Below are 12,931 nucleotides of genomic sequence, written 5' to 3' on the forward strand. Positions count from 1 at the left end.
GCGTAGCATGCAGACATGTCACACGGCGACGACGAGTACCACCGGGCCCTGACGGCAGCGGCACGCCACGCCACGGCCTGGCTGGGAAGCCTTTCCGACAGGCCTGTGGGTCCGGCGGTGGGCGCCCACCGCCTCACAGCTGCCTTTGGCGGCCCGCTGCCGCGGAAGGGCATGCCCGCTGAAGACGTGGTGGACCTGCTGGCAAAGACGGCAGAGCCGGGGCTCATGGCAATGCCCTCCGCCCGGTTCTTCGGCTGGGTGATAGGCGGGACGTTACCTGCCGCCCTTGCCTCCGACTGGCTGGTGAGTGCCTGGGACCAGAACGCCTGCCTCCGCTACGCGGCCCCGGCGGTGGCAGCAATCGAGGAGGGCGCGGGCAGCTGGCTCCTGGACCTGCTGGGACTTCCTGGACAGTCCGACGTCGGGTTCGTCACCGGCGCGACGATGGCGAATTTCACCTGCATGGCGGCCGCACGGTGGCGGCTGCTTGCGGACGCCGGCTGGGACCTGGACAGTGACGGGCTGTTTGGCGCTCCGAGGATCCGCTGCCTGGTGGGGCGGGAACGGCATGACACCGTGGACCTTGGCCTGCGCTACCTGGGCCTGGGCAAGCCCGCGGTGGTGGACGCCGACAGCCAGGGGCGGTTGATTCCCGAAGCCCTGGACGCAGCACTGGCTGGAGGCTCAGGCCCCGCATTAGTCTGCCTCCAGGCAGGGAACGTCCATTCAGGCGCTTTTGACCCGTTCCCCGAAGCCATCCGCGTTGCCCGGAAACACGGAGCCTGGGTCCATGTGGATGGCGCCTTCGGCCTGTGGGCCGCCGCAGCCCCCGAACTGCGGCATCTGATCCGTGGCTATGAGGATGCGGACTCCTGGGGAACGGATGCCCACAAAACCCTCAACGTTCCCTACGACTGCGGCATCGCAATTGTCCGGGATGCTGCAGCCCTTCGCTCTGCCATGGGCCTGCACGCCAGCTACCTGGTGCATGACGCGGAAGGTCCCGGCGATCCCTTCGAAAAGGTCCCGGAGCTGTCACGGCGGGCGCGCGGCGTGACGGTGTGGGCAGCCCTGAAGAGCCTCGGCTCCGACGGCGTTGCAGCCCAGGTGGAGGGAATGGCCGCCGCGGCCTCGGAAATCGCCGCGGGGCTGGCCGGGCTGGACGGCGTGGAAGTGCTGAACGACGTCGGCTACACCCAGGTTTGCGTGGCGTTCGGCGACGACGCCACCACCCGGGCGGTGACGGCCCGCGTCATCAGGGACGGCAGGGTATGGATGTCCGGCTCACGGTGGCGGGACCGGGACATCCTCCGGGTGTCGGTCAGCAACTGGCGCACCGAAGGGGACGAGGCGGGCACTGCCGTGGACGCGATCCGTTCCGCACTGGCCGCCGTGCGCGGCAGCTGACCCGGGAACCGGTCAGCCTGGCCCCGGGGCCTGGCCGGGCTCCGGCAACGCGTGGGCCGGCGGCAGCCCCTCCAGGGTGCGCCCGGCGAGGGTGCTGGCAACCCAGAGGGACCTCGCCAGGTCGCCGCGATGGCCAGGCTTTCCGGCGTATCCCAGCGCGTTGGCCACTTCCCTGGCCACGGCCCATTGCCGGGCCGCATCGGGGTCCAGGCCGGCTGCGGCACTGAAGTCCGCGCAGCGTTGCCGCAGGCCGGCTTCGGGCTGGTTCAGCGGCAGGTCCGGCAGGCGGTTCCACAACAGCGGGGCCACGCCGAACTCCGGTTCACCGATCATGGGCTGGGGGTCAATGGCTGCGAAGGCTTCAGCCACCGGCCTTCCAGCCGTTGCCTCACCATCCGGCCTGGCCAGGATGTTGAGGAAGTGCAGGTCCGTGTGGACCAGGACGTCCCGCCCCGAGCGGCGCCCCACCGCGCCGCGCGTCTGGCAGACCTCCAGCGCCGCTTCCAGCAGCCAGCGCGGAAAAGGGCGTCCCAGCTGGTCCCAATCCGCAGGCAGGTCATCGCTCCACTGTTCGGCACGAGCGGCGATGTGCTCGAATTCCCGCCACTGCGGCCTGTCGTCGGGAACAAGGCTCAACTGGCGGACCAGTCCACCCCACACCGCCGCGGCGCCAGCCATTGGCAGGTCGCTGAGCGGGCGCCCGGCGTCGAGCCTTTCGAGGAGCATGGAACACGTGCCTGCATCCGACGCCAACAGCGCGACGGCGCCCCGCCCGTTCCACAGTTCCAGCGCATGCCGCTCCGCCCGCGCTTCGTCGTGGGGGAAGGCGATCTTGAGGGCAGCGGGGGAGCCGTCCTCCCGGACCACCGGAATGACGATCGCACCATGGCCGTTCCAGGGCGCGACGCCGGGACCAAGGCCGGAGGCAAGGCGCCACCGGGCAAGCAGGCTTTCGGCGGTGCCGGGCAAGGAAGCCAGCCAGGCCCGGCCTTCCGGGGTGCCGCCGTAGCGCGCGGCAAGGTCCGGAGGGATGGGGAGTACCGTTGGCTGGCTCATCAGTCCCAGCCTAAGGGCAACGGCCGTGCTGCCCCGGGCGGTGCAGGCCCTACACCACGCCCGTGGCGCCGAGCAGGCTGCCGATGCTGAACGTGGCGGCGAGGGCCAGGGCGCCGCCCACCACCACCCGGACCGCGGCCCTGGATTTGGAACCGCCGCCGATCCACGCGCCCAGTGCTCCTGTCAGGGCCAGGGCCACCAGGACAGCAGCAAAGGTCAAGGGAACACGGATCTCCGGCGGCGGAAGAAGGATTGCCAGCATCGGGAGGACCGCGCCGATGATAAAGGCCACGGCCGAAGCGAAGGCCGCGTGCCAGGGGCTCACGATGTCTGTCTCGTCGATGTTGAGCTCGGCGGTGAGGTGCGCGGCCAGGGCATCATGGGCCGTGAGTTCTTCGGCCACCTTGCCGGCTGTTTCGGGGCTGAGGCCCTTGGCAAGGTAGATGGCGGTGAGTTCCGCCAGCTCCTCCTCCGGTTGCTCGGCCAGCTCCCGGCGTTCCTTCTCTATCAGGGCTTTTTGGCTGTCGCTCTGGCTGCTCACAGATACGTACTCGCCCAGCGCCATGGACACCGCTCCGCCCACCAGTCCCGCGGCCCCCGCGGCGAGGATGGGACCGGACTCGGCGGTGGCCCCTGCCACGCCAACCACGATGGCCGCCACCGAGACGATGCCGTCGTTGGCGCCCAGGACGCCCGCCCGCAGCCAGTTCAGCCGCTGGGCGGTGTCGTTGCCGTGCGGTTCAGTCTCCAGATGGCGGCGAAGTTCCGGGCTCCCGGCGTCCGCTGCACCCTGTTCGGCCGGTTCGTATGCATCCATGCTCCTCAGCAAACCATTAGAAGTCTTCCGGGGCCACCCTGCCCTGGCAGGAAAGACGCCGCCCGGAGCGTTCGTCGGAGTGGGGGTGGGTGCCGTAATGATGGGAGAAGAAGTGCTGCCGCGCCTCCGGAGATCAGGGTCCTGTCGGCGCAGTGGCGGAACTGGCGGGAAGGTCCGGCAGCTGGTCCTGGTCGAGGACGACGCCGGGAACCGGCCCAGGGTCGCCGCCCCAATGGCCAGCGCGGCGTGCCGTGGCCTGAAGGGCGGAGATGGCCCACTCCCGCGTGCCGCCGTCGGCAAGGGCAATGACGTCCCCGAAGGCAGGCAGCGACCCCAGCTCCAGGCGGGCAAGCCCGGCAGCCGGGGCGGCAAGGAAATCCGGGTCCAGGACGTAGCCGGGCTGCTGCGCCTGTGCGGCACTGCATGCTGCCCGGGTGTGCGCCGTCGCTTCGGCGGCAAGGTCTTCATGCTCGGCAAGGAACGCTCCCGCCGCGCCGGCGTCCTTGGCCGCCAGGCGGGGGAGGGCCGCCTGGTAGGCGTAGACGCTCTGCTGTTCGGCGGCCAGGGCTGCTGAAAGCGCACTGGCCGCAGCTGCAGGCGTCCCTGCGCCGGTTGTTTCCTGTCCAGCAGATGCAGGCGCCGCGGGCGTGGGAGGGCCCTCTGGCGCCGGAGGAAGTGACGGGCAGGCGGATCCCGCGGGGGACGAGGTTGGGGTGGCTGCGGGGGTCCCTGCGGCTGCGTGCGGCAGTGTTTCCACGGCGATGCCGCCGGCCGCGGCCACATCCTCGGCGGCAAGCAGCTGGGCGGTGCCGGCGCCGGCCAGGAGCCGCGCCATCCCGCCGTCGGCCTTTGCCGCGTCAGCGAGGCGCTGCACTCCGCTGGCCGAGAGCGCGGAAGCCAGCCCTGCGAGGCCGGGAAGCGGCGTCGTGGGAAGCGCCGTCGCCGGTTGGGGGAGAGGGGAGGAATCCGACGGCGAAAGGAGGGTGCGCGCCTGCAGCGTCAGCAATGTCACAGCCGCGTCCACGGCGGCCGTTTTTCCGGCAGTATCCGGGGCGCCGCCGGCTGCGGTCGGGGCAGACAGCAGCCCGGCGGCAGTCCGCAGCTCCAGCGCATCATCCAGCGCGGCCATCCTGGCCTGCTCGGAGAACGGCGGATCCGCGGGCGGCGGCGGTTCCGCGGGGATCAGGGCGAATCCGAGGCTGAGGACAAGGAAGGCCGTGAACGAAACAACGGCGTACCGGAAATAGCGCAGCACTGGGCGGTTTTCCCGATTGTCGTCTTTCACAACAGACCATGGTGTCACGCCGGCTGGGAATCTCCGTCCCGCCGGACCGGTAAAATAGCTACGCTAGTACACACAACATCATCTATAGGGAGGCGGCGGGCATCGTGAGCAATTCAGAAGCCACGGCTTCATCGGACCTGACCGGAACGGGTAAGGCTGATGCCGCACCCGCAAACAACCCCGAAGCTGCCCGCCTCCGCGCGCTCCTTGAACCAGCGGTGCAGGCGAACCGCCTGTACCTGGAGGACGTGGCCATCCTGGCGGGTTCCCACCGGGTGGTCCACGTCGTCGTGGACCTGCCGCAGGAGGAATCCGGCGGCGTCGGCCTTGATGTCATTGCCGACATCTCGAGAGTCCTGTCCGACGTCCTGGACAACGATCCCGCCGACGACGGCCGGCCCTACGATCTCGAGGTTTCCTCGCCCGGCGTGGGGCGCCCCCTGACCGAACCGCGCCACTGGCACCGCGCGAAGGGCCGCATGGTCAAGGTCAATGTTGTCCAGGGGGACAACGTCACCGGCCGCATCCAGTCAGTGGATGACGGGGGAGTGACGATCATCCCGGAGATCGCCGTGAAAAAGGGCATGAAGCCCAAGCAGGGCGATCCCATCAAGCTTCCTTTCGACAGGATCCGCAACGGAAAAGTCGAGATCGAATTCAGCCACCTCTCTGAGGACGGTCTGGAACCTGAACACAATGGACCTTCTGAGGAGGCCTGATGGATATTGACATGAGCGCACTGAGACTTCTGGAGCGTGAGCGTGAAATTCCGCTGGACCTCCTGATCCCCACCATTGAGCAAGCGCTCCTGGTGGCCTACCACAAGTCGCCCGGCGCTTTCGAAAAGGCCCGTGCCGAACTGGACCGCAAGAGCGGCCACGTGACCATCTGGGCTGTGGAGATTGACGACGACGGCGCCCCCATTGGTGAGTTCGAGCACACCCCTGAGGGGTTCGGCCGGATCGCTGCCAGCACCGCTCGCCAGATCATCCTGCAGCGCCTGCGTGACGTTGAGGACGACAACGTGCTGGGCGAATTCAAGGGCCGCGAAGGCGAGCTGGTGTCCGGCACCATCCAGCAGGGCAACAACCCCCACATGATCCAGGTCAACCTGGGCTCCGTCGAAGCGCTGCTGCCGCCGCCCGAGCAGGTTCCCGGGGAGAAATACATCCACGGCAACCGGCTGCGCGCTTTGGTCATTGACGTCCACCGTGGTTCAAAGGGCCCGTCCGTCACCCTGTCCAGGTCCCACCCCGGCCTGGTCCGCAAGCTCTTTGAACTGGAAGTGCCGGAGATCGCCGACCGCTCCGTCGAGATCGTGGCACTGGCCCGGGAAGCCGGCCACCGTACCAAGATTGCGGTTAAGGCAAACGTTCCCGGCATCAATGCCAAGGGTGCCTGCATCGGCGAGATGGGGTCGCGTGTCCGCGCCGTCATGAACGAGCTCAACGACGAAAAGATCGACATCGTCGATTTCAGCGAGAATCCGGCTACCTTCATTGCCAGCGCGCTGTCGCCGTCGCGAGTGAATTCCGTCACCATCACCGATGAGGCCACCCGGTCCGCCCGCGTGGTGGTTCCGGACTACCAGCTCTCCCTGGCAATCGGCAAAGAGGGCCAGAACGCGCGGCTGGCGGCCAAGCTCACCGGCTGGCGGATTGACATCGTGTCCGACGCCGCCCAGGCCCGGGACAACTAGGCGGCCTCCCGCCGTCCTCCCGCGCCGGAAACGCCCCCGCAGTTTCGGGCAGAACGGCCGGGAGGGGCTAGAATAGTAAAGACCGCGCCTAACGGCCGGCAGTCGTGCGCCTTGGGCGTGCCCGTTCCGCTTACCGCGGAGTGGGCCGTCTGCGGCCAGCAAGTATGAACGTCAGGAAGATGACCGTGCCAGTAGCAAGCGGGAATCAGCCGGAGCGTACCTGCATCGGATGCCGAAAGAAGGGGCTGAGGTCTGAGTTACTCCGGCTCGTCGCCGAAGGCAGCGGTTCAACCGCTGTCCTGGTGGATGAACGACGCCGGATGGCTGGCCGGGGTGCATGGCTGCATCCCAGCGAATCGTGCCTGGCTCTGGCCATCAAGCGGCGTGCATTCGGACGTGCCCTGGGGGGCGCGGCCGGTACCGCCGCCGTCGAACGCCGGATCAAGTCAGGCGCGTACGTTGCAGGCGCTCCGGTAACTGCAACACCAACCGTCCAACCTGAAAGCGGGTCAGAAATCTGATGGAAACCCGATGAGTTCCCAGCGATGAGTGCGTAACGATGACAACTTTGTTGCGCTCTGCAATGGGCCCTGCTGCAGTAATCGCGGCTTGGGCCCGCAGTAAGAAGTAGACGGTTCGTGCCTGGCTCGGTGCGGACCGAGACAGGAGAAATGTGGCCAAGGTCCGCGTACACGAGCTCGCAAAAGAGCTCGGTATTACTTCCAAAGATGCAGTGACAAAACTGCAGGAACTGGGCGAATTTGTTCGCTCCGCCTCTTCCACCATTGAGGCCCCCGTTGTGCGGAAGCTGCGCAACGCCTTCCCGGATGCCGCCCCCAAGGCAGCAGCTCCGGCAACAGCCCCCAAGGCTCCCGCCCCGGCGGCAGAAGCACGCCCCTCAACCCCCGCTCCCGGACCGGCCGCCCCCAAGGCTCCCGCTCCGCAGGCGCAGGCACCGGCCCCCGCCGCTCCGGCAGCACCGGCACAGGCGGCTGCTCCGGCAGCACCCGCTGCCAGCGCACCGGCTGCCCCGGCCGCCCCTGCCCAGGCCGCTCCGACCACCGGGGCAAAGCCCGGCGCCCGGCCGGCACCCAAAGCCGAAACCCCTGCTGCACCCACCCGCTCCGGCGGTTCAGGGCAGGGCAGCTCGGCACCACGTCCCGGCGGTCCCCGTCCGGGCAACAACCCCTTCGCTACGTCCCAGGGCATGCCCCGCGGCCGTGGCGGCGACGGCGAGCGTGCTCCCCGTCCCGGCAACAACCCGTTTGCCACCTCCCAGGGCATGCCCCGTCCGGGTGGAAGCCGTACTGACGGCGACCGTCCCGGTGGTCCGCGCCCCGCAGCAGGTGCAGGCGGTCCCCGTCCGGGCGGCCCCCGCCCCGCGGCAGGTGCAGGTGGCCCCCGTCCCGCAGCAGGTGCAGGCGGTCCCCGTCCGGGTGCACCGCGGCCAGGTGGTGCCGGTGGAAACCGTCCCACCCCGGGCATGATGCCCAACCGTACTGAGCGCCCGGCTCCGGCCGGTGCGGGACGTCCCGGTGCCGGCGGCCGTGGTCCCGGACGCCCGGGCGGCGCTCCAGGAACCGGTGGTCCCGGTGGCGGCGGCGGTGCTCCCGCCGGCGGTGGCTTCGGCAAGGGCGGACGCGGCCGCGGCGGTACCCAGGGTGCCTTCGGCAAGGGCGGCGCCGGACGTGGCAAGCAGCGCAAGTCGAAGCGTGCAAAGCGCCAGGAACTTGAGCAGATGAGTGCCCCGTCGCTGGGTGGCGTGAGCGTACCCCGCGGCGACGGCAACACTGTGATCCGGCTGCGCCGCGGCTCGTCCATCACGGACTTCGCCGACAAGATCGAGGCAAACCCCGCCGCGCTGGTGACTGTCCTCTTCCACCTCGGTGAAATGGCCACGGCCACGCAGTCGCTGGATGAAGAGACCTTTGCCCTGCTGGGCGAGGAGCTGGGCTACAAGCTCCAGGTTGTGTCTCCGGAAGACGAGGAGCGCGAGCTGCTGTCCGGGTTCGACATCGACTTCGATGCCGAGCTCGAAGCCGAAGGCGACGAAGAACTTGAGGCCCGTCCTCCGGTTGTCACCGTCATGGGCCACGTGGACCACGGTAAAACCCGCCTGCTCGATGCCATCCGCAAGTCCGACGTCATGGCCGGCGAGCACGGTGGAATCACCCAGCACATCGGTGCCTACCAGGTCACGCACAACCATGAAGGCGACGACCGGAAGATCACCTTCATCGATACCCCGGGCCACGAGGCGTTCACCGCCATGCGTGCCCGTGGTGCGAAGGTCACCGATATCGCCATCCTGGTGGTCGCAGCGGACGACGGCGTTATGCCGCAGACCGTTGAAGCCCTCAACCACGCACAGGCGGCCAACGTGCCGATCGTTGTGGCCGTGAACAAGATCGACAAGGAAGGCGCCAACCCGGACAAGGTCCGCGGCCAGCTGACCGAGTACGGCCTGGTTCCGGAAGAGTACGGTGGCGACACCATGTTCGTGGAGGTCTCTGCCCGCCAGAACCTCAACATCGACGAGCTGCTCGAGGCCGTCCTGCTCACCGCGGACGCTGCCCTGGACATGCGCGCCAACCCGAACAAGGACGCCCGCGGTATCGCGATCGAAGCCAACCTGGACAAGGGCCGCGGTGCGGTTGCCACCGTCCTGGTGCAGTCCGGTACCTTGCGCGTCGGCGACACCATCGTTGCAGGCACGGCCCACGGCCGCGTCCGCGCAATGTTCGACGACGACGGCAGCGCCCTGACCGAGGCCGGCCCGTCCCGCCCCGTCCAGGTGCTGGGTCTGTCAAACGTCCCGCGTGCAGGCGACACCTTCTTCGTGACCGCTGACGAGCGCACCGCCCGCCAGATCGCCGAGAAGCGCGAAGCCGCGGACCGCAACGCCGCACTGGCCAAGCGCCGCAAGCGCATCAGCCTGGAAGACTTCGACCAGGCCGTCGCCGAAGGCAAGATCGACACCCTCAACCTCATCCTCAAGGGTGACGTGTCCGGTGCCGTGGAAGCCCTCGAAGACGCCCTGCTCAAGATCGACGTCGGCGAAGGCGTGCAGCTGCGCGTCATCCACCGCGGTGTTGGTGCCATCACGCAGAACGACGTCAACCTGGCAACAGTGGACAGCGCCGTCATCATCGGCTTCAACGTCAAGCCTGCCGAGCGCGTTGCCGAACTGGCAGACCGCGAAGGCGTGGACATGCGCTTCTACTCCGTCATCTACTCCGCAATTGATGACATCGAGATGGCGCTCAAGGGCATGCTCAAGCCGGAATACGAAGAATTCCAGCTGGGTACCGCCGAGGTCCGCGAAGTCTTCCGCTCCTCCAAGTTCGGAAACATTGCAGGCTCGATCGTCCGCTCCGGCATCATCCGCCGTAACAGCAAGGCACGCATCAGCCGCGACGGCAAGATCATCGGTGACAACCTCACCGTTGAGACGCTCAAGCGCTTCAAGGACGACGCCACCGAGGTCCGCACGGACTTCGAGTGTGGTATCGGCCTTGGGTCGTACAACGACATCAACGAAGGCGACATCATCGAAACCTTCGAGATGCGTGAGAAGCCGCGCGTTTAGGCTGGTTTCGCACTAGCGGCCGGGAGCCTCCGAGTTTTGGGGGCGCCCCGCCCCTACGCTGGGCGGCAAAGGATCTTGCGATCCTCTGCCGCCCAGCTCCGGTAGGCCCGATGCCACTCCCGGGCGCCCCCAAAACTCTCCGGCATCGTCCCTGACTTACCAAGGCGCGCGGCAGTGAAGGCAACTCAAAAGCGGAACTGTCCTCGCGCCGTCGTACGTCCCAAATTTTTTTCTTTAGGAGTTGTTCATGGCTGATCCGGCACGTGCTGCCAAGTTGGCGCAGCGGATTAAGGTTGTTGTTGCTGAGGCCCTGGGCCGGAAGGTTAAGGATCCTCGGCTGGAGGGCATTACCGTCACTGATGCCCGGGTGACCAATGATCTGCAGCATGCCACTGTGTATTACACCGTCTTTGGCGACCAGGCTGTCCAGGCTGACGCCGCCAAGGGACTGGAGAAGGCCAAGGGTGTGCTCCGGCAGGAGGTGGGCCGGAACATCACCGTCCGGCTGACTCCCAGCCTCGAATTCGTCGCCGACCAGATTCCCGTGGTTGCCTCCAACCTGGAGGAACTGCTGCGGGAGGCCAAGAAGCGTGACGCCGAGGTGGCCGCGCTTGCCGCCCAGGCAAAGCACGCGGGCGACGCCGACCCCTACAAGAGTGACGCTTCCGCTGATGTGGACATCGACGAGGACGACTTCGACGAAGAGGACCTTGACCTCGGTGACGACGAGGAACTCGACGAAGACGGCCACAAGTAACCGTTGAGCGCAGCAGAAGGCCCGGACCGCTATGTGTGGTCCGGGCCTTCTGCTTCCCAGAAGATCTCTATCGCCCGCTAGCGGAGGTCGGCCTCGATGACCTTCCCGGCCGGCGGCCCTGCGGGCGCCCCGCCGGGACCGTGCGGGGGTCCAGCCAATGCGTTCACCGTGGCGTACAGCGTGCCCCCGCGGATCTCGACGTCCGCCGGTGATTCGACTGCGAGGAACTCGGTACGGTGTCCCTTCGATGCGATGAACCTCAGGATCTGGTTGCCGAAAAGCGATGCAACGTACACGTCGCCGTTATTCGCCACTGCCAGGCCCGTGGGGCTGAGGATGTAGTCGACCCAGAGCTTCGTCTGGCCGGTCCAGGGATTGACCTTGAAGATCGCGCCGCGGTCACCAAGCGAGGGGACCTCCGGGCCGCCGGGCAGGGACGACACGTAGAGCCAGCCGTCCGGACCCATTTCCACATCCGTGGGAACAGGCTCGAATGCGTACTCGAACCCTGCGCAGCCAGGCGCCCCCAGCGTGGCCGCAGCTTCCGCCGTGAGCACTGCGGGCCGCGGCGGCAGGACCGCCAGTGTGGTGATGTCGCCCGAGCTGATGTTGACCTTGAGGATTGCGTTCGCTCCGGCATCAGCCACGTAGGCCGTGTTGGCCTGCACGTAGGTGGCGTACGGATTTGAATCCAGGGCGCCTGTGTACTGGGGCGGCGGGGCATCCGGGATGCCGGCGGCTTCCTCAAGGCACTGGCCGCTTGTGCCGGAGGCGAAACCGTAATGCTGGCCGGCGTCCGGGTTGATGGTCCGCTCGTATTCAGCGAGGTCCGCTATGGTATCGGCCTCGCCTCCGGGGCGGATCGATTTCAGGTACCCGCCCAACGCCGCCGGCACACCTTGGCCGGCCCCCTTGGCTTCAAGGAAGAAGGCCGTGGCGCCACGTGTTTCCACCCCGGCCACGCCCCAGCCTTCCGGAGCCTGGTAAACGGCATCGACAGTCCTGTCACGGTCCACGCGGCTCAGCGTCCCCGCGAAGTCCTGGGTGACGTAGACCGACTTGTTTGTTCCCACGGCCAGATGCAGGGGCGAAACGAGGCCGTCGGCCAGGACGTCCTGGTCCTGGGCTTCGTCGCGGGCCCAGGACGGAGCTGCCGGTGCGATGACGGCTGCAGCCGCCACGCAGGCGATGATGGTTAGCCTTCTCGTCATTTGGGTACTCCGGGGTTGGCGCCCAAAAAGTGGGCCGGGATATGAAGCCTAACGGGAGGAAATGATTCAGGGACCCCTGGCCGAAAGAGTATGCCCCCGACCGCCGGTTTGTCGCCGCGATTTCCCCCTATTCCGCCCCCTATTTCGTCCCCTAACGCCAACCCCTTGGCTAGGATCAAGCTATGACCGAGCCGAATGACACTGACCACACCGCAAGGTACTTGGAGCAGGCCGTGGAACTGGCCACCAGGAACGTCGGCGAAGGAGGCGGACCGTTCGGAGCGATTGTTGTGACGGCGGACGGGCGGGTGCACGAAGGCGTTAATCGCGTCACCCGCGACAACGATCCCACCGCCCACGCCGAAGTGGTGGCCATTCGGGCGGCAGCAACGGCGATAGCCAACTATGACCTGCAGGGAGCGGTCCTCTATGCAAGCTGCGAACCCTGCCCGCTCTGCCTTGCCTCCGCGCTCTGGGCCCGGATCGACCGCGTCCATTTCGCCGCAGACCGCCATGGCGCGGCCGCGGCCGGTTTCGACGACGCCGTCTTCTACGAGTACTTCGACGGGACCCGGCCGGAACTGTTGCCCGTCACCCGAAGCGACATCCCGTCGTCGGACGCGCCGTTCCAGGCATGGGGCGCGTTTGAAGACAAAAAGGAGTATTAGGAATGGAAGCTGCGCTCACTGCCTGCCCGGCCTGCGGCAAGACCAACCGGGTCCCGGCGCAGGCGGCCGGCCGGCCGCGGTGCGGCAACTGCAAAGCTGACCTGCCCTGGATTGTGGACGCGGGGGACGCGGACTTTTCCGCCGTCGCCGAGCAATCGCCCGTTCCGGTGCTGGTGGACTTCTGGGCGGCCTGGTGCGGCCCCTGCCGGATGGTCAGCCCCGTGCTGGACAAGCTGGCCAGGGAACGGCCGGGCCGGATCAAGCTCGTCAAGGTGGACGTCGACAAGTCGCCGGGCCTGTCCCGGAGGTTCGACGTGCAGGCCATTCCCACGCTGATGGTCCTGGTGGACGGCAAGGTGGTAGCGCGCCAGGCCGGGGCTGCTCCCGCGGAGGCGCTGCGGACGTGGCTGGACCGAGCCCTGTCCGGAAGCCGGAGCTAGCC

General features: G+C 67.6%; 12 protein-coding genes. 8 read left to right on the plus strand and 4 right to left on the minus strand.

What is annotated here, in order from left to right; all coding sequences use genetic code 11:
* Positions 1 to 15: 15 nt before the first annotated feature.
* Complete coding sequence (locus ACQ3DC_RS17070; protein ID WP_430752802.1) at positions 16 to 1,407, plus strand: pyridoxal phosphate-dependent decarboxylase family protein; 1,392 nt, start codon at positions 16 to 18, stop codon at positions 1,405 to 1,407.
* A gap of 12 nt (positions 1,408 to 1,419) precedes the next feature.
* Here the strand turns inward: ACQ3DC_RS17070 and ACQ3DC_RS17075 are convergent, their stop codons facing one another.
* From ACQ3DC_RS17075 to ACQ3DC_RS17085, 3 genes are all read right to left on the minus strand, one after another.
* A complete protein-coding gene (locus ACQ3DC_RS17075) occupies positions 1,420 to 2,463 on the minus strand; it encodes an aminoglycoside phosphotransferase family protein (RefSeq protein ID WP_430752803.1) in 1,044 nt (347 codons plus the stop codon).
* A 49-nt stretch (positions 2,464 to 2,512) separates the two neighbouring features.
* Complete coding sequence (locus ACQ3DC_RS17080) at positions 2,513 to 3,280, minus strand: VIT1/CCC1 transporter family protein (protein WP_430752804.1); 768 nt, start codon at positions 3,278 to 3,280, stop codon at positions 2,513 to 2,515.
* Between the two features lie 133 nt (positions 3,281 to 3,413).
* Entirely contained in the window at positions 3,414 to 4,535 is a 1,122-nt protein-coding gene (locus ACQ3DC_RS17085; protein WP_430752805.1) for a DUF4439 domain-containing protein, read from the minus strand.
* A gap of 134 nt (positions 4,536 to 4,669) precedes the next feature.
* Here ACQ3DC_RS17085 and rimP point away from each other — a divergent pair, with 134 nt between their 5' ends.
* From rimP to rbfA, 5 genes are all read left to right on the plus strand, one after another.
* Complete coding sequence (rimP, locus tag ACQ3DC_RS17090) at positions 4,670 to 5,284, plus strand: ribosome maturation factor RimP (RefSeq protein ID WP_321215848.1); 615 nt, start codon at positions 4,670 to 4,672, stop codon at positions 5,282 to 5,284.
* Positions 5,284 to 6,264 (plus strand): transcription termination factor NusA, encoded by a 981-nt coding sequence (gene nusA, locus ACQ3DC_RS17095; protein WP_104997387.1) that lies wholly within the window; start codon positions 5,284 to 5,286, stop codon positions 6,262 to 6,264. The genes rimP and nusA overlap by 1 nt, the downstream gene beginning before the upstream one ends.
* 179 nt (positions 6,265 to 6,443) lie before the next feature.
* Positions 6,444 to 6,785, plus strand: coding sequence for a YlxR family protein (locus ACQ3DC_RS17100; protein ID WP_430752806.1), 342 nt, complete (start codon positions 6,444 to 6,446; stop codon positions 6,783 to 6,785).
* Positions 6,786 to 6,937: 152 nt separating this feature from the next.
* Positions 6,938 to 9,853, plus strand: a complete 2,916-nt coding sequence (gene infB, locus ACQ3DC_RS17105; RefSeq protein ID WP_321215850.1) for a translation initiation factor IF-2 — start codon at positions 6,938 to 6,940, stop codon at positions 9,851 to 9,853.
* Positions 9,854 to 10,100: 247 nt separating this feature from the next.
* Entirely contained in the window at positions 10,101 to 10,610 is a 510-nt protein-coding gene (gene rbfA / locus ACQ3DC_RS17110) for a 30S ribosome-binding factor RbfA (protein WP_157238601.1), read from the plus strand.
* 77 nt (positions 10,611 to 10,687) lie between these two features.
* On the opposite strand, the gene ACQ3DC_RS17115 is transcribed toward rbfA, so the two are convergent.
* Positions 10,688 to 11,821, minus strand: a complete 1,134-nt coding sequence (locus ACQ3DC_RS17115; protein ID WP_323057612.1) for a ScyD/ScyE family protein — start codon at positions 11,819 to 11,821, stop codon at positions 10,688 to 10,690.
* Positions 11,822 to 12,003: 182 nt separating this feature from the next.
* Between ACQ3DC_RS17115 and ACQ3DC_RS17120 the strand changes: the two genes are divergently transcribed.
* On the plus strand, positions 12,004 to 12,489 hold the full coding sequence (locus tag ACQ3DC_RS17120; protein ID WP_321215852.1) for a nucleoside deaminase: 486 nt from the start codon (positions 12,004 to 12,006) through the stop codon (positions 12,487 to 12,489).
* Positions 12,490 to 12,491: 2 nt separating this feature from the next.
* Positions 12,492 to 12,929, plus strand: a complete 438-nt coding sequence (gene trxA, locus ACQ3DC_RS17125; protein ID WP_430752807.1) for a thioredoxin — start codon at positions 12,492 to 12,494, stop codon at positions 12,927 to 12,929.
* Positions 12,930 to 12,931: the final 2 nt, after the last annotated feature.

Source organism: Paenarthrobacter sp. NEAU-H11 (assembly GCF_050573415.1).
Lineage (GTDB): Bacteria > Actinomycetota > Actinomycetes > Actinomycetales > Micrococcaceae > Arthrobacter.

Bases quoted from the DNA above. Each gene is read 5' to 3' on its own strand.
- ACQ3DC_RS17070 (WP_430752802.1), top strand. From the start codon at position 16: ATGTCACACGGCGACGACGAGTACCACCGGGCCCTGACGGCAGCGGCA.
- ACQ3DC_RS17075 (WP_430752803.1), bottom strand. From the start codon at position 2,463: ATGAGCCAGCCAACGGTACTCCCCATCCCTCCGGACCTTGCCGCGCGC.
- ACQ3DC_RS17080 (WP_430752804.1), bottom strand. From the start codon at position 3,280: ATGGATGCATACGAACCGGCCGAACAGGGTGCAGCGGACGCCGGGAGC.
- nusA (WP_104997387.1), top strand. From the start codon at position 5,284: ATGGATATTGACATGAGCGCACTGAGACTTCTGGAGCGTGAGCGTGAA.
- ACQ3DC_RS17100 (WP_430752806.1), top strand. From the start codon at position 6,444: ATGACCGTGCCAGTAGCAAGCGGGAATCAGCCGGAGCGTACCTGCATC.
- rbfA (WP_157238601.1), top strand. From the start codon at position 10,101: ATGGCTGATCCGGCACGTGCTGCCAAGTTGGCGCAGCGGATTAAGGTT.
- ACQ3DC_RS17115 (WP_323057612.1), bottom strand. From the start codon at position 11,821: ATGACGAGAAGGCTAACCATCATCGCCTGCGTGGCGGCTGCAGCCGTC.
- ACQ3DC_RS17120 (WP_321215852.1), top strand. From the start codon at position 12,004: ATGACCGAGCCGAATGACACTGACCACACCGCAAGGTACTTGGAGCAG.
- trxA (WP_430752807.1), top strand. From the start codon at position 12,492: ATGGAAGCTGCGCTCACTGCCTGCCCGGCCTGCGGCAAGACCAACCGG.